Below are 16,007 nucleotides of genomic sequence, written 5' to 3'. Positions count from 1 at the left end.
CTCCCGGCACCCCGCGTGGTGCTCGACTCCAACGTCTGGGTGGACCTGCTGGTCTTCCGCGATCCCCATGTGGAGCCGATCCGCGCCGCGCTGGCGGCAGGGACGATCGCTCCCGTGATCCGCGCCGACTGCCGCGAGGAACTGCGCCGCGTGCTGGCCTATCCGCAGTTCGCGCACTTCAACGTCGATATTCCGGCCGCGCTGGCCGAGGTGGACCGACTGACCACGCTCGAACCCTTCCCGGAGCCGGAGCAGATTGACGCCATCCGCCTGCCCAAGTGTCGCGACACCGATGACCAGAAGTTCATCGAACTCGCGCACCACGCCCGCGCGGTGCTGCTGGTCTCGAAGGACAAGGCCGTGCTCAAGCTGAAGGGCCGCCTGCGTCGCACCAGTGGCGTGGAAGTGCTCACGCCGCCCGCGTTCGCCAACTGGCTGGCTGCGTGGACACCAGCACCGGCCACCGTGGACGCGCCTCGCTAGCCACTAGCCGCTAGAATGTCGCAGCCGTTTCTCTCACGTTTCCGCAACCGACCATGTCCGAATCGACGCTCGCTCCCCTGAATCCGCCCCCTTCTCGCCTGCCTAACGTCGGCACGACGATTTTCACCGTGATGTCGGCGCTGGCCGCCGAGAAGAACGCCGTGAACCTGGGGCAGGGTTTCCCGGATTTCGATTGCGATCCGCGCATTGTCGAGGCCGTGGCCGAGGCCATGCGCGCCGGCCACAACCAGTATCCGCCGATGGCGGGCGTGCCCGCGCTGCGACAAGCCATCGCCGCCAAGATCGCCAGGCTCTATGACCACCAGTACGACTGGAACACCGAGATCACGGTGACGGCGGGCGCCACGCAGGGGCTGCTGACCACGATCCTGAGCGTGGTGCATCCGGGCGACGAAGTCATCGTGCTGGAACCGTGCTACGACAGCTACCTGCCTTCGATCGAACTGGCCGGCGCCACCGCCGTGCCGGTGCGTCTGGAAGCGCCGCTGTTCCGCATCCCGTTCGACAAGCTGGCCGCCGCGATCACGCCGAAGACGCGCCTGATCATGATCAACACGCCGCACAACCCCACCGGCACGATCTGGCGCGAAGACGACATGCAGCAACTGGCCGACCTGCTGGCCGGCACGGACATCCTGCTGCTGTCGGACGAAGTCTACGAACACATGGTCTACGACGGCCAGCGCCATGAATCGGTGGCGCGCCATCCCGAACTCGCGCGCCGCAGCTTTGTGGTGTCGAGCTTCGGCAAGACCTATCACGTCACGGGCTGGAAGGTGGGCTTCGTGGCCGCGCCCGTCGCGCTGATGAACGAGTTCCGCAAGGTCCACCAGTTCAACGTGTTCACCGTGAACACGCCGGTGCAATACGGTCTGGCGCAATACATGGCCGATCCCGCGCCGTACCTGAACCTCTCCGGCTTCTATCAGGCCAAGCGCGATTATTTCCGCGCAGGACTGGCCGGCTCCCGTTTCAAGCTGCTGCCGTCGGACGGCACGTACTTCCAGTGCGTGGACTATTCGGCCATCTCGGACATGAGCGAAGCCGACTTCTCGATGTGGCTGACGCGCGAGATCGGCGTGGCGGCGATTCCGGTCTCGGCGTTCTATTCCGAGCCGAGGGAATCGGGTGTGGTGCGGTTCTGCTTTGCGAAGAAGGAAGAGACGCTGAAGGTGGCGTTGGAGCGGTTGGGGAAGATCTAACCTCCCCGCGCCGGTTTTCTCCCCTCTCCCGCCTTGCGGGAGAGGGGCGGGGGAGAGGGCGAGCGGCTCTGCTTGCCGGCTTGTCGCAATTTGAAATGCTGGCCCTCTCCCCTAACCCCTCTCCCGCTCGCGGGAGAGGGGAACAAACCCATCGATGGGAATCAAGTCGCTCACCGATTCCGGCTCATCATCAACTCCGTATTCGCCTTCCGTTCCGCGTTGACCTTCTGCACGGTCGGGCGCTCGGACATTGCTTTCAGGTATTCCTTCACCGGCAGGCCCGCCAGCAGGTCCTCGCCATAGATGATCTTCGTGCACGACGAGACCAGCGGCAGGTGGCAGATGGCGGCGCAGTCGGCCAGCGTGAAGGTGTCGCCGGCGATGTAAGGCGAGAATTTCGCCAGCTTGCCGAAGGCGGGGATGTACTTGTCCAGCAGCGCGCGCTGGCGCTCCTTCACGCGATCACTGACCTTGCCGCCGAAGAATGCCTCGCCATACAGTTCCCGTGCGGTCAGTTCCAGATACAACTCCAGGAAGGTGACGAGTTCGCGCACCTTGGCGGCCTGATACGGGTCTTTCGGCAGCAGCGGAGACTGGATGTACGTGGTTTCGATGTACTCGGCAATCGGTTCGGACTCGCACAGCGGGCCGGCATCGGTGATGATGTAGGGCACCTTGCCCAGCGGCGACGCGGCCAGGTCGGTCTCGCCGATCCAGGCCAGCACTTCCTCGAACGGCAGGTTCTTTTCCAGCAACGCCAACTTCACCTTGTTGTAGTAGTTGCTGGCGGCAAAACCGCAGAGCTTCAGCATGTCGTCTCTCTCCGAATGTGTGTGCGAAGGTTTGTCGTATGTCCGGTGTCGCCCCAAGGTCGCACCAGCGTCTTCCGCCCTGCCCCATCTGTCCGATCAGCGCACGCCGCATGCGCGGCCCCACTGTCGCGAAAGGTGCAGAAAACGTACGATCGTGCTAATTTAGCCACAACTTTTTTGGACCAACAATGAGCAATTCCACCATACAGTCGCTCGGCATCGTTGGCACGGGCGCCATGGGCCGGGGCATCGCCCAGATCGCCGCCCAGGCGGGCCTGACGGTCAGCCTGTTCGACGTCAATGCCCAGGCCGTGGCCGCCGCGCGCCAGTACCTGCAGGACACCTTTGCCAAGCTGGCCGACAAGGGCAAGATCAGCGCCGCCGACAGCGAAGCCGCGCTGGCCCGCGTGAAGGCCTGCACCGCGCTGGAAGACCTGGCCGGCTGCGACATGGTGCTGGAAGCCATTGTGGAACGCCTCGACGTCAAGCGCGACCTCGTGGCCAAGCTCGAAGCCATTCTGCGTGAAGACGCCGTGATTGCGTCGAATACCTCGTCGCTGTCGATCACGGCCATCGCCGTGGGATCGAAGAAGCCGGGCCGCGTGGTCGGCTATCACTTCTTCAATCCGGTGCCGCTGATGAAGGTCGTCGAAGTCATCGACGGTCTCTCGGGCGACCCCGCCATCGGCGACCGCCTGATGGAGCTGTCGCGCCGCATGGGTCACACGCCGGTGCGCTGCAAGGACATGCCGGGCTTTATCGTGAACCATGCCGGCCGCGGCATGAACATCGAGGGCCTGAAGGCTGCGCAGGAAGGCGTGGCCGAGTTCGTCGACATCGACAACATCATGCGTGAGCAGGCTGGCTTCCGCATGGGTCCGTTCGAACTGATGGACCTGACCGGGCTGGATGTGTCGCACCCGGTGATGGAATCGATCTACAACCAGTTCTACCAGGAACCGCGCTACCGTCCGTCGCCGATCACGGCGCTGCGTTCGGTGGGGGGCCTGCTGGGCCGCAAGACCGGCGCGGGCTTCTACGCGTACCCGGAAGGCCAGAAGCAGATTCCCGCAACGAAGGCCGTGCCTGACAGCCGTCCGGCCAGCGTCTGGGTGAGCCGCGCCAACGAGCGTGGGCACGCGATGGCTGTGAAGCTGCTGGGCGCGCTCGGGGCCAACGTCGAAGGCGGCAATACGCCGTCCGCCGATGCACTGATCGTCGTGACGCCGCTGGGTCTGGATGCCACCACGGCGGCGCTGCAGGAAGGTCTGGACGCCACGCGCGTAATCGCCATCGACACGCTGCTGCCGTTCGAAGCCACCAAGCGCCGCACGCTGATGACCACGCCGGCCACGAGCGCTGCCGCACGCGACGCCGCGCACGGCCTGTTCGCCAGCGATGGCGTGCCGGTGACCGTGATTCGCGACTCGGCCGGTTTCATCGCCCAGCGCATCATCGGCTGCATCGTGAACATCGCCAGCGACATCGCGCAGCAACGCATTGCCACGCCGACCGATATCGACCTGGCCGTGAACCTGGGCCTCGGTTATCCGAAGGGTCCGCTGGCCCTCGGCGATACGATCGGCGCCGACGTGATCCTGGAAGTGCTGCGCAACATGAACCAACTGACCGGTGACATGCGTTATCGCCCGAGCCCTTGGCTGTGGCGTCGTGCGGGCCTTGGCCTGTCGCTGCTGACCGAAGAAGCCTGATTTTTGAAGCGGGCGCCCCGATGAGACACGGGGCGCCTTTTTGTTTCCCCCAGACAATGAGGCTGCAATGACTGCCCAGCTGCTGTCCGAACACGTCGGCTCGACGCTCGTCCTGACCATCTCCAACCCGGAAGCCCGCAACGCGCTGCATCCGGACATCTACGCCGCTTCTCGCAAGGCGCTCGACGCAGCCACTACCGATGATTCGATCCGCGCCGTGGTGCTGACTGGCGCCGACGGCGTGTTCTGCGCGGGCGGCAACCTGAACCGCCTGCTGGGCAATCGCTCGCAACCGCCTTCGGTGCAGGAGGAAAGCATCGGCGTGCTGAATGCGTGGATCGAATCGTTCCACGCCTTCCCCAAGCCGATCATCGCCGCCGTGGAAGGCCCCGCCGCTGGCGCTGGCTTCTCGATCGTGCTGGCCTGCGATTTCGTGGTGGCCGCCAGCGATGCCAAGTTCGTGATGGCTTACGTCAAGGTGGGCCTGACGCCCGATGGCGGCGGCTCGTACGAACTCGCGCGCATGCTGCCGCGCCAGTTGGCCAGCGAAATGATGATGGAAGGCAAACCGGTGGACCCGGCTCGTCTGGCACACTTCGGCATCGTCAATCGCGTGGTCGCGCCGGGACAGGCACTGACCGAGGCGCTGGCCATCGGCGCAAACATCGGCCGTGAATCGCCGAATGCGGTAAGCGGTATCAAGGCACTGATCAACTACGCGGGCACGGCCACGCTGAGCGAACACCTGCTTGCCGAGCGCGACAGCTTTGTGGCCGCGCTGCATCACAAGGACGGCGGCGAAGGCATCAGCGCCTTCCTCGAAAAGCGCAAGCCCGACTACCGCTAGGCATCCACCGCCCGGTTCCGACAACGATCACAAAACAAAGACATTGCGGAGAGAGACAACGATGAGCACCAACGTTTCGCACTTTGAAGGCACGCGTCCGGTAGCAGACCAGCAACGTTTCGACATGGACGCGCTCGAAGCCTGGATGCGCGAGCATGTGGAAGGTTTCGCCGGCCCGCTCACCATCGAGCAGTTCAAGGGCGGCCAGTCGAACCCCACCTTCAAGCTGATCACGCCGGGTCAGACCTACGTGATGCGCGCCAAGCCGGGGCCGAAGTCCAAGCTGCTGCCGTCGGCGCACGCCATCGAGCGCGAGTACCGCGTGATGAAGGCGCTGGCCGGCACGGACGTTCCCGTGGCGCATATGTACGCGTTGTGCGAGGACGAGGATGTGATCGGCCGCGCCTTCTACATCATGGAATTCGTCAGCGGCCGCGTGCTGTGGGACCAGTCGCTACCGGACATGACCACCAGCGAGCGCGGCGCCATCTATGACGAGATGAACCGCGTCATCGCCGCGCTGCATTCGGTGGATTACAAGGCCATCGGGCTGGCCGACTACGGCAAGCCCGGCAACTATTTCCAGCGCCAGATCGAGCGCTGGAGCAAGCAATACAAGCTGTCCGAGACGGAGTCGATCCCGGCCATGGACCAGTTGATCGCCTGGCTGCCCGAGCATATTCCTCAGGAATCCTCCGAGCTGACCAGCATCGTCCACGGCGACTACCGCCTCGACAATCTGATGTTCCACCCCACCGAGCCGAAGGTGCTGGCCGTGCTGGACTGGGAACTGTCGACGCTGGGCCATCCGATGGCCGACTTCGGCTACCACTGCATGAGCTGGCATATCCAGCCGGGCCAGTTCCGCGGCATCGCGGGACTCGACCATGCGGCGCTGGGCATTCCCGACGAGGCTACGTATCGCCGCCTGTATGAACAGCGCACGGGGCGCCCCATCACCGGCGACTGGAATTTCTACCTCGCCTTTAGCATGTTCCGCATCGCCGGGATCCTGCAGGGCATCATGAAGCGCGTCGTGGACGGCACGGCATCGTCGGCGCAGGCGCTGGACGCCGGCAAACGGGCCCGACCGATGGCGGAGATGGGGTGGGAGTATGCGAAGAAGGCGGGGGCTTGAGGCTTAGGCATCCCCTCTCCCCAAGGTTTGCTCCTCTCTCCCGCAAAGTGCGAGAGGGGAGCAGACCGGCGGGGGAGCAAAACATACAGTCGTCAGACAACTGATGAACCACCCGAGGGCCGTGCTCTTGCCTCCATGTCCCTACATTAGACGCGCGCTCTACGTGTTTTCCCGATAGACCCGGACCGCGCGCCAGCCTACACTTCCCTCCATTCGTTGTACGACAACTGATGATAAGTGTTGACTGGAGACACAGCATGACCTCTTCTCGCCGCCAATTTCTCGGCCAGCTTCCCGGCCTGGCCGCTTTGGGTGCCGTTGGCACGTCTGGCATTCTGGCGCCGGCGTCCGCCTGGGCGCAGGACAAGTGGCCGACCAAGCCGATTCGCCTGGTGGTGCCCTACCCCGCCGGCGGCTCGTCCGACATCATCGCCCGCCTGATCAGCAAGCCGCTGGGCGAAGCGCTGGGCCAGGCCGTCGTGGTCGATAACAAGCCGGGCGCGAACGGCAACATCGGCGCGGCGATCGTGGCGCAATCGGGTACGGACAACCACACGCTGCTGCTCTGCGACGTGGGCGCGCTGGCCATCAGCCCATCGGTCTATACCAAGCTCACGTTCAATCCGGACAAGGACCTGAAGGCTGTGGGCATGCTGGCCTACTCGCCGCACCTGCTGGTCGTGCATCCGTCCGTGCCGGCCAACAACCTCAAGGAACTGGTGGCGCTGTCGCACAAGCAGCCGCTGAACTTCGCCGTGACCGCCATCGGCAGCGCGCCGCACCTGGCCGGCGTGGCCGTGCAGCAAGCAACGCAGGCAGCGTGGCAGTACGTGCCCTACAAGGGCGGTGCACAGGCGATTGCCGACACCGTTGGCGGCACCGCACAAGTGCTGATGAACGGCATGCTCGCCACGCTGCCGCATGTGCAGTCGGGCAAGCTCAAGCTGCTGGCCGTGTCCAAGCGCTCGCGCATGGCGCTCGTCAGCCAGACGCCGACCATCGCCGAAAGCGGCGTGCCGAACTTCGAGTCGGGCACGTGGCAAGGCGTGATGGCGCCATCCGGTATGCCCGACGCGCTGGTACAACGCATCAACACCGAACTGGTCCGCATCATCCGCACGCCGGAAATCCGCGCCAACCTGGCTGGCCAGGGTGCGGAAGTCGTGACGATGAACCCGGCCGATACCGGCAAGTGGTTCAGCGCCGAAGAAAAGCGCTGGGCACAGGTAGTGAAAGCCGCCGGAGTAAAACTGGACGCATAACAGGCTGGTTCAGGACGATTCTGGCGGCCTAGCCAGAACCGCTTCGCCCTGAACCATCCTGCCACACCGTCAGCAGAGCCATCGAAAACGGGCGCGAACTTCGCGCCCGTTTTTCTTTAGCCGCGAGCCCTCAATCCCCCAGCGCCACACCCTCGCGGCGCGGATCGGCGCCACCGGCCCAGACCTGCTTGCCGTCGACGGTCTTGCGCATCACGGCCTGCGTGCCGCTGGTCATTTCGATCTCGGCCACCTGATGGCCCTGTTGTTTCAGCGCCTCCACCAGTTGCGGTGTCACCAGGCCCCGCTCCACTTCGGTCGGACCATTGCGGCTGCCGAAGTTGGCCATGCCCACGGCCTGCTGCACGTCCATGTTCCAGTCCAGCAGCCCGACCAGCGTCTTCGACACGTACTCGATGATCTGGGACCCACCCGGCGAGCCGAGCGCCGCCACGAACTTGCCGCTCTGGCGATCGAAGACCAGCGTCGGAGCCATGGAGGAGCGGGGACGCTTGCCAGGTTCCACGCGGTTGGCCACAGGCTTGCCGTTCTCGGTCGGCGTGAACGAGAAATCGGTCATCTCGTTGTTGAGCATGAAGCCGCGCACCATGATGTGGGAGCCGAAGTACGACTCGATCGTGGTCGTCATCGACAGCGCCCCGCCCCGGTTGTCCACGGCCACGATCTGTGACGTGGAGATGCGCGGCGGCGAACGGTCCGGTGCAAACGACACCTTCACGCCCGGCGGCGTCCCCGGCTGGGCCTTGCCCATGCTCTTGTCGCCGATCAGGGCAGCGCGCTCGGCCAGATAGCCAGGGCTGACCATCGCCGCCACGTCCACCGGCACGAAGTCGGCATCGGCCACATACAGGCCACGGTCGGCGTAGGCGAGCCGGTCGGCTTCGGCGATGGCATGCACGGCAAGAGGATTCGGCTCGACCTTCGAGGGCAGGCTGACGGCAGTGGGCTTCAGGCTGGCCAGCGCGTAGCGCGGATCACGTTTCTCCAGCGCCTCCAGCGTGCCGAGGATCTGCGCAATGGCGATACCACCTGACGACGGCGGCGGCATGCCGCAGATCTTCCATTGCCGATAGTCGGTACAGACCGGCACACGCACCTTGGCCTTGTAGCCTTTCAGATCCGCCAGCGAGAGGCTGCCGGGATTGGCGTGGCCGTTGACCTTGGTAACGATCTCGCGCGCAATTGGCCCGTTGTAGAACACGTTCGGACCATGCCGTGCAATATCGCGTAGCGTCTGTGCCAGTTGCGGGTTCTTGACCATCGTCCCCACGGCTTTCGCCTTGCCCTGCCCGTCGAGAAAGTACGCGGTCATCTCGGGCGAGCCGCCCATGAACTTGTCAGCCGCCACCTGCGTGTACAGCCGCTGCGACATCGGGAAGCCGTTCTCGGCCAGCTTGATGGCCGGCTGGAACAGCCGTGCCCACGGCAGGCGGCCATGATCGCGATGCGCCATTTCCAGCGCGCGCAGCACGCCGGGCACACCCACCGAGCGACCGCCGATCTGCCCTTCCGAAAACTCCATCGGCTTGCCGTCAGCGCGCATGAACAGGTTCTCGGTGGCGCCAGCCGGTGCGGTTTCGCGGCCATCGTAAGCCTGCACGCGCTTGCCGTCCCAATACATGATGAAGGCGCCGCCGCCGATGCCCGTGGCCTGTGGCTCCACCAGCGTCAGCACGGCCTGCATTGCCACGGCGGCGTCGATGGCCGAGCCACCCGCGCGCAGGATCTCGCGCCCGGCTTCGGTCGCCAGCGGGTTCGCAGCGGCAGCCATGTGTTTCTGGGCGAAGGTGGTGGTCATGCCGGGCCGGTAGCCCGACGAGACCTCGGGGGCCGGCGGCATGGCGGCCGGGGCAGGCTGTGCGGTGGCAGCTGGCCGTGCGGCAGGCGGTGCCGCCTTCTCCGCCGTGGTGCCGCACGCCGCCAGCAACGTGGCCAGCGCCGCAGCCAGTGCACCGCGCCAGCGCAGGGAATCGGAAGGGGTGGATCGAGTCACCCGGGAAGCCTGGGAAGGCGATGTTGCCGCTGCGTCCGTCATGCCGTCACTCCTTGGGGGAAGGTTCGGCGATTGTAGCGGCGATCCGGGCCCTGGGGACGGGCGAAAATTCTCAAAACTGCACTTGGCGATGAGCTCAGGCCGGGCTCCGGTGGACTTCCGAGGAAAGTTGCGCCGGTGCAAACCCCGCGCAGCCTCCTGCCTCGTTACAGCCTCCAGAACCGGCACGCATGCCGACAAGGAGGCCACACCATGCAACCCCAGATCACCCGCGCCGCTGCACGCATCCTGCTGCCGGCAACGCTCACGTTGCTCGCTGCCATGACGGCGGCCCTGACCGGCTGCGGCGGATCGGCCCGGCTTGGCGAGCCCGCGAATGTGCCAGCTTCCGCACCCTTGACGCCGCCGCCCCCCGCGCCCACGCCGCCGTACATCCCGCAGCCGCCCATCTCGGAGCAGTCGGACAGCCGTGCACCGATGGCGGAATCTGCAATGCGCCACCCTGCCGCGCCGATGGCCGCGATGAAAAGGATGCCGTCGCCATCCTTCTCCCCGATGCCGGCGCCGCAGGATCGCGAGCGCTACGCCGCCATTGCCGAAAACGGCATCCAGCTCGTGGCGAGCCAGCCGGTCTCCACGTTCAGCATCGACGTCGATACGGGCAGCTACAGCAACGTCCGCCGCATGCTTAACGCGGGGCGCCTGCCACCCGCCGATGCGGTGCGCGTCGAGGAACTGGTCAACTACTTCCCCTACGACTACGCGCCACCCTCCGACGGTCGCCCGTTTGCAGTGCATACCGCGCTGGCCCCGTCGCCCTGGCAGCCGGGCAACGTGCTGCTGCGTATCGGCATCAAGGGGCAGGACATGGCGCGGGCGAGCATGCCCTCGGCCAACCTCGTGTTCCTGGTCGATGTCTCCGGTTCGATGGATACACCGGACAAGCTGCCGCTGCTCAAGGCATCGCTGAAGCTGCTGGTAGGCGCGCTGCGGCCGCAGGACCGGATCACGCTGGTGACCTACGCGGGTCGCACGCAGATTGCATTGCCGCCGACCTCGGGATCGGAGAAAGCCGCGATCGTCTCCGCCATCGATCAGTTGCAGGCAGGCGGCAGCACCGCAGGCGCAAGCGGCATCGCGCTGGCCTATCAGGCAGCGCAGCAGAGCTTTGTCACCGGAGGCATCAATCGCATCCTGCTGGCGACCGATGGCGATTTCAATGTGGGCGTGACCGACTTCCGCCAGTTGAAGAGCATGGTCGAGGAGAAGCGCAAGTCCGGTGTCTCGCTGTCGACGCTCGGCTTCGGTGCGGGCAACTACAACGACCAGATGATGGAGCAGTTGGCCGATGCGGGCGACGGGGCGTACTCATACATCGACAACCTCATGGAAGGCAACAAGGTGCTGGTGGGCGAAATGCAATCCACGCTGGCGACCATCGCACGCGACGTGAAGATCCAGATCGAGTTCAACCCGTCGACGGTGCGCGAATATCGCCTGCTCGGCTACGAGAACCGCATGCTGGCGCGCGAGGATTTTCACAACGACAAGGTCGATGCCGGCGACGTTGGCGCGGGACACACGGTCACCGCGCTCTACGAACTGACGCTGGCCGATGGCACGGGTCTGATCGATCCATTGCGCTACCAATCAACCACGCCCGCTACGGACGCACGCAACAACGAACTGGCCCATGTGAAGCTGCGTTTCAAGCGCCCCGATGTTTCGCGCAGCGAACTGACCGATTTCACGGTCACGCGCCAGGCAATCCAGCCGCTGGCGCGCGCCGATGCCGACTTCCGGTTCGCCGTGGCCGTCAGCGGTTTCGGGCAGGTGCTGCGCGGCGGCAAGTTCACCGGCAACTGGACGCTCGACGATGCCCGCGTACTCGCGGCCAGCGCGAGCGGCGCGGATCGTTTTGGCTATCGAGGCGAGTTCCTCAAGCTTGTATCGCTAGCGCAGTCGCTTTCCACGGCAGCGGTGCCGCAGCGACCCACGCAGCACTGATTGCGGAGACCGCCACGGCTTGCGCCTATACTCGTCGACATGACCGTTACTCCCTCTGCCGCCTCCGCAGGTATCGCCGCAGATATCACTGCGTTGCCCGATGCCGACCTGATGCTCCTGGTAGCCAGCGGCGTCATCGAAGCGCCCATCGCCGAGCTGTTCCGTCGTCATAACCCTGGCCTCTACAACTATGTGGCGTGGTTGTGCCGGGGCGATACGGGCGAGGCCGAGGACATCGCGCAGCGTACATGGATACAGCTCATGACGCGCTGCGGCGATTACCTGCCCACCGCCGCGTTCCGCACGTTCCTGTTCCAGATCGCGCGCAATGCGTGGATGGATCAGGTACGCAGCGCGCATGCGCGGCTGCGCGAATCGCTCGACGATCACGAGGCCGCCATGCCGGCCGATGACCTCACGCCGGAGGCCGAAGCGCAACTGCGCCAGAACATGGCCGCCGTGCACGACGCGCTGTTGCAGTTGCCGGTGACGCAGCGCGAGGTGGTGGTGCTGCGCTATTTCAGCGATATGAGTGTCGAAGACATCGCCGCGATGCTGGGCGAGAAGTTCGAGACCGTCAAAAGCCGGCTGCGCTATGCGTTCATGCGCCTGCGGGTTGTGCTGGCGGAAGTCTCGCCAGGAGATGCGGGCCGGGAGTTGCGTCCATGACCGATACGCGCCCCCGTCAGGATGCTGCCGATGACTTCATCGCTGGCGACGATCGGCTTGCCGCACTGTTGCGCGACCTGCCGCCGTTCGAAGCGCCGGCGACACTGGCCGTGTCAGTCGCCACAGCGGCACGCGCCGTGCAGGCCCGCATGGCTGCCGAAGCCGAGGCCAGCGTGGCACGCGTGACCGCACCGCCGCCCACGTTCACAGCGCCGCCGACGCTCTCCGGCAGCGTGCTGCGCGAGGCCGCCCGTCTCCAGCAAGCGCAGACAACACGGCGCAATGCGGTGTTCGACCAGATCGATACCGGCCAGTCTGCACAGGACGTGCTGGGCGCACCCATCAGCGATGCGGGACACGCATGGTTGCGTGAACAGGCTGCGCAACATCGCGACGCGGCGTCGTCGGCAGCCCCTACCCCGCTGCCGAGAAAGCCAAAGCTATCGCGCTGGTGGAAATCGCTCGGCATTGCGGCGAGCGCATTCGCGGTAGCGGGACTCGCCACGCAGATCGTGCTGCGGCAACTCGATGACGGTACGCCGATGACGGCCTCGCTGTCATCGAACGTCATGTTGTCCGATGCACCGCCGCCAGCAACGGTTGCATCGCCGGAACCGGCTGCGGAAATGGCCGCCAGGACCAACGCGACGGACGATGCGTCTTCGGTGCGATCAAAGTCGACCGAGGCGACTAAAGCGACTGAGTCGAGTGTGGCAACCAGGCCCGCCCAGCCGGTAGCGCGAAAGTCCGCACCGATGGCCACGCCACCATCGGACAGCGCCAGCGCTGCGCACGAGTCTGCACGGGAACCGGCAGCGGCGGCAGCACACGCCGCGCCGCCCATCGCCTTCGCGGAACGGGCACCGTCAGAACCCGCACCGCCTCCGGCGCCTGCGCCCGCGTTCGTACAATCGGCGCCGCCCCCACCCGCCGCGTTGCGCGCACGACGCGCGCCGCAAGCCGCGCTCAATGCTGCGGCACCGGAGGATTCGGCAACGGCGGATTCCGCAGCATCGATTCCATCGGCCATCGCCACTAAATCGGCAACCGTCACCATCGAGGACGATCCCGCATCGGTGGCACTGCAATGGCGTCCGGGTAAGGCGCTGCGCATCTGGAGCGCGGAGCCCGATAACGCCGCCGTGCATGACTGGGTGGCACGTCTGTGGGCGGCGATGCCTGCGGAAGCGCGCCCCGCCGCACCATATGGCATCGAGCGCGATGAAACGCTGGGGCGCGGACAGTTGCGCATTGCGCAGCCGCCATCGTCGTCGCCATGAAAAAACGGGAGGCCGAAGCCTCCCGTTTTTTCATGTGCGACCCAACCGCTTACAGCGTCGTGAACGACCAGTTCAGGTTCACGCCCTGCCCGTTCAGCGTGCCGCCGACGGTGACGTTGTAGCGCGTCTTGCTCGCCAGCGGCGTGCGCGGCGTGCAGATCGCCAGCCCGCGCGCGGCACTCGACATGCCCGACGTGCGCGCATCCACTTTCTCGCAAGGCACGTTGTTGCCCGAGGCGTCGGTAATCGAGAACGTATCCGCGTTGAACGTCAGCGAGGTATTCACGGATTGCACCGTGACCGGATAGCCCATGGTCTGACCCGCATACGATGGCGCCGGATTCGGGCTTTCGTTATTGACCCAGCTCGTCGGCACATCGGCCTGACCATTCCACGGATACGCCACCATCTGGTTGTCCGCGCCACCCACGCTGCGGTCGGCCAGGTCGATGGTCTGGTAGTAGTTCGCAGTCGTGCCGCCGCTGCTGCCAGCGCCGACGCTTTCAGCGAAACCACTGCCAGCCGATCCGTAGCTGCCGAGCAGTGCAGCGCGATGGAACGGCGCGTTGATCAGATCCACTACGAGCGCGTCCTTCGGGCTCATCGACAGGTTTGCGTTCGCTGCCGAAGTCCAGCGATTGGCGCCTGCCACCACTTCCGCGGTGGCGTTGCTCGCATACGCAGCCTGGATACGGTCGTTCGGCGCGGCGCCGGTGTAGCCGGTCTTGCCCGACTGCTCGTCGTGCGTCAGCGTCTGGTTGGCGAGCATGTAGGCCGTGTGGTTCTGCGCCACGGTGTTGAGCGCATCGCGCGCCGTCAGCGGCGCCAGACCCACCTGCTCGCGCCGGTAGTTGGCATAGCAGAGACCCGCCGCACGCGGTTCGTCGAGCACGCGATAGCCCGAGGCACCGGTGCCGCGCGCAGGCAGCAGGCTCACGGCGCCAGTCACTGGCGTGCCGGCTGTGCCGGTGACCGTGTAGCACGCGCGGTCCGCGCCCGCAGGCAACGACGTCGAAGGCGTGGTGCCAGCTTGCGTGCCGGCCTGCTGCGCGTTCGATGCATTGCCCGCGCTGGGCGTGGCCGAGCTGGCGGAGGATCCGCCGTCACCGCCGCCGCAAGCGGCCAGTGTCATCGCCGCGAGCGCGGCAGTCACGCTGGCAAGCGTGGATCGACGAGTGAATGCGTGGTGCAAGTGTTTCCCTGGCATGTGAAGCGGCTCGATATACAGGAATGGGGAGAACTGCCCGCATGCCCGATGTATGAACCGGGAAAACGCCAGGGCGCTGCAGCGCCGTGATGTGATGCGTACTGGAGCAGATGAACGGGGACGATGGTAGGGATGCCCATCATCACCGTCCAGCATCCGAACATTTTCTTACGGTGTGATCCGAGCGCGCCGCACGTGTGAGGGAATCAGGTTGGCGAGGGGCTCGCCACATCGGCCATACCCGACCCGAGCGACGCCATCACCGCCATCAACTGCTCGCGCAGCCAGCGGTTCGCGCCATCGTTCTCGCCACCCGCGTGCCAGTACAAATGCAACTCGAGCGATGGCACCTTGAAAGGCAGCGACAGCAGACGGTTGGCATAGGGTTCGTTGGCGATGCGTGCATAGCGCAGTGGCAGCGTGGCCAGCAAATCCGTGCAACTGACCACGCGGCACGCCGCCGCATAGTGCTGGCAGCGCAGCCGCACGCGTCGCGTCAGACCCATGCGATGCAATGCCTGGTCCTCCAGCCCGGCACCGCGCCGCCGCGACGATACGTGTACGTGTTCCGCCGCGAGATATCGTTCCAGCGTCAGTTCCTTTTTCACCAGCGGATGATCGCGCCGCGCCAGCACCACCATCGGATCAGACATGAATGCCGCGTGATGGATGGCCGGCGATACCGGCAGCAGGATATCGAGCGCGGCATCGAGCGTGCCGGCCAGCAGTTCGGATTCCATCTCGCGCCGGTCGAAGCGGATCGCGGCAATCTCCACGTGCGGCGCGATGGCCGTCACGCGCGCCATCAGCGGTGGCAACAGCGTGGACTCCAAGGCATCGCGCATGCCGATGGTGAAACGCCGCGTGGTGTTGGCAGGATCGAAGTGCGGCGTATCCTGCAGCGTGCGCGCAAACGATTGCAGCGCGCCGCGAATCTCGGCGGCCAGTGAACGCGCCAGCGGCGTGGGCGCCATGCCCTGCCCGCGTCGCTCGAACAGCGGATCGTCGAACAACGTGCGCAGCCGCCCAAGCGCGTGGCTCACGGCTGGCTGCGTCAGGTTCAACTGCCGCGCGGCGGCGGTGATGCTGCCCTCGCTATGGATGGCGTCGAACACCACGAAAAGGTTGAGATCGATCCGGCTGAGCTGCATGGCACCTTCCTGCGAGATGGCTTTGGCGCATTCTGGCACGGGATGCATCAAATTGATACTGACCAATCCAGAAAATTCATTTTTCTAATTTCACAGCTTGGATTAGAGTAGCCACAGTCGGCACGGCGCGCCCGTCACAAGCGTCATTACGTCACACCCCCAGTCACCAACCCAGCCGAATCCGGCAAGGGTTACCGAGGAGACC

General features: G+C 65.4%; 13 protein-coding genes. 9 read left to right on the top strand and 4 right to left on the bottom strand.

Annotated elements, in window-relative coordinates; translation table 11 throughout:
* Nucleotides 1-483: putative toxin-antitoxin system toxin component, PIN family (locus tag FFS21_RS00970; RefSeq protein ID WP_249359025.1), on the top strand; the 483-nt coding region annotated here is incomplete at its 5' end.
* A 53-nt stretch (nt 484-536) separates the two neighbouring features.
* Nucleotides 537-1,706: a pyridoxal phosphate-dependent aminotransferase gene (locus FFS21_RS00965; protein WP_137923064.1), complete on the top strand. Its 1,170-nt coding sequence runs from the start codon at nt 537-539 to the stop codon at nt 1,704-1,706.
* Nucleotides 1,707-1,876: 170 nt separating this feature from the next.
* Here the strand turns inward: FFS21_RS00965 and FFS21_RS00960 are convergent, their stop codons facing one another.
* A complete protein-coding gene (locus FFS21_RS00960; protein WP_137923063.1) occupies nt 1,877-2,518 on the bottom strand; it encodes a glutathione S-transferase in 642 nt (213 codons plus the stop codon).
* A gap of 188 nt (nt 2,519-2,706) precedes the next feature.
* On the opposite strand from FFS21_RS00960, the gene FFS21_RS00955 reads away from it, so the two are divergent.
* The 4 genes from FFS21_RS00955 (at nt 2,707) to FFS21_RS00940 (ending at nt 7,477) form a co-directional block, all read left to right on the top strand.
* Nucleotides 2,707-4,230 (top strand): 3-hydroxyacyl-CoA dehydrogenase, encoded by a 1,524-nt coding sequence (locus FFS21_RS00955; protein WP_137923062.1) that lies wholly within the window; start codon nt 2,707-2,709, stop codon nt 4,228-4,230.
* A gap of 67 nt (nt 4,231-4,297) precedes the next feature.
* A complete protein-coding gene (locus FFS21_RS00950) occupies nt 4,298-5,077 on the top strand; it encodes an oxepin-CoA hydrolase, alternative type (protein WP_137923061.1) in 780 nt (259 codons plus the stop codon).
* Between the two features lie 61 nt (nt 5,078-5,138).
* Nucleotides 5,139-6,215 (top strand): phosphotransferase, encoded by a 1,077-nt coding sequence (locus FFS21_RS00945; RefSeq protein ID WP_137923060.1) that lies wholly within the window; start codon nt 5,139-5,141, stop codon nt 6,213-6,215.
* Between the two features lie 257 nt (nt 6,216-6,472).
* The gene (locus FFS21_RS00940; protein ID WP_137923059.1) at nt 6,473-7,477 is read left to right on the top strand and encodes a Bug family tripartite tricarboxylate transporter substrate binding protein; all 1,005 of its coding nucleotides are present in this window, start codon (nt 6,473-6,475) and stop codon (nt 7,475-7,477) included.
* A gap of 130 nt (nt 7,478-7,607) precedes the next feature.
* Here the strand turns inward: FFS21_RS00940 and ggt are convergent, their stop codons facing one another.
* Nucleotides 7,608-9,530, bottom strand: coding sequence for a gamma-glutamyltransferase (ggt, locus tag FFS21_RS00935; protein WP_137923058.1), 1,923 nt, complete (start codon nt 9,528-9,530; stop codon nt 7,608-7,610).
* Nucleotides 9,531-9,740: 210 nt separating this feature from the next.
* On the opposite strand from ggt, the gene FFS21_RS00930 reads away from it, so the two are divergent.
* Genes FFS21_RS00930 through FFS21_RS00920 form a run of 3 tightly spaced genes read left to right on the top strand, consistent with a single transcriptional unit; the run spans nt 9,741 to nt 13,444 of the window.
* Nucleotides 9,741-11,495: a vWA domain-containing protein gene (locus FFS21_RS00930; RefSeq protein WP_137923057.1), complete on the top strand. Its 1,755-nt coding sequence runs from the start codon at nt 9,741-9,743 to the stop codon at nt 11,493-11,495.
* Between the two features lie 39 nt (nt 11,496-11,534).
* The gene (locus FFS21_RS00925; protein ID WP_137923056.1) at nt 11,535-12,164 is read left to right on the top strand and encodes a sigma-70 family RNA polymerase sigma factor; all 630 of its coding nucleotides are present in this window, start codon (nt 11,535-11,537) and stop codon (nt 12,162-12,164) included.
* On the top strand, nt 12,161-13,444 hold the full coding sequence (locus FFS21_RS00920; RefSeq protein WP_137923055.1) for a hypothetical protein: 1,284 nt from the start codon (nt 12,161-12,163) through the stop codon (nt 13,442-13,444). The genes FFS21_RS00925 and FFS21_RS00920 overlap by 4 nt, the downstream gene beginning before the upstream one ends.
* A 49-nt stretch (nt 13,445-13,493) precedes the next feature.
* Here FFS21_RS00920 and FFS21_RS00915 read toward each other — a convergent pair whose 3' ends face one another.
* Together FFS21_RS00915 and FFS21_RS00910 are read right to left on the bottom strand one after the other, a co-directional pair.
* Entirely contained in the window at nt 13,494-14,651 is a 1,158-nt protein-coding gene (locus FFS21_RS00915; RefSeq protein ID WP_137923054.1) for a CAP domain-containing protein, read from the bottom strand.
* A 206-nt stretch (nt 14,652-14,857) separates the two neighbouring features.
* On the bottom strand, nt 14,858-15,802 hold the full coding sequence (locus FFS21_RS00910; protein ID WP_137923053.1) for a LysR family transcriptional regulator: 945 nt from the start codon (nt 15,800-15,802) through the stop codon (nt 14,858-14,860).
* Nucleotides 15,803-16,007: the final 205 nt, after the last annotated feature.

The sequence above is a fragment of the Cupriavidus sp. 2SB genome (assembly GCF_005503625.1).
Taxonomy (GTDB): Bacteria; Pseudomonadota; Gammaproteobacteria; order Burkholderiales; family Burkholderiaceae; genus Cupriavidus.
Note: the sequence above shows the minus strand (reverse complement) of the source record. Positions and strands in the feature narration are given on the sequence as shown.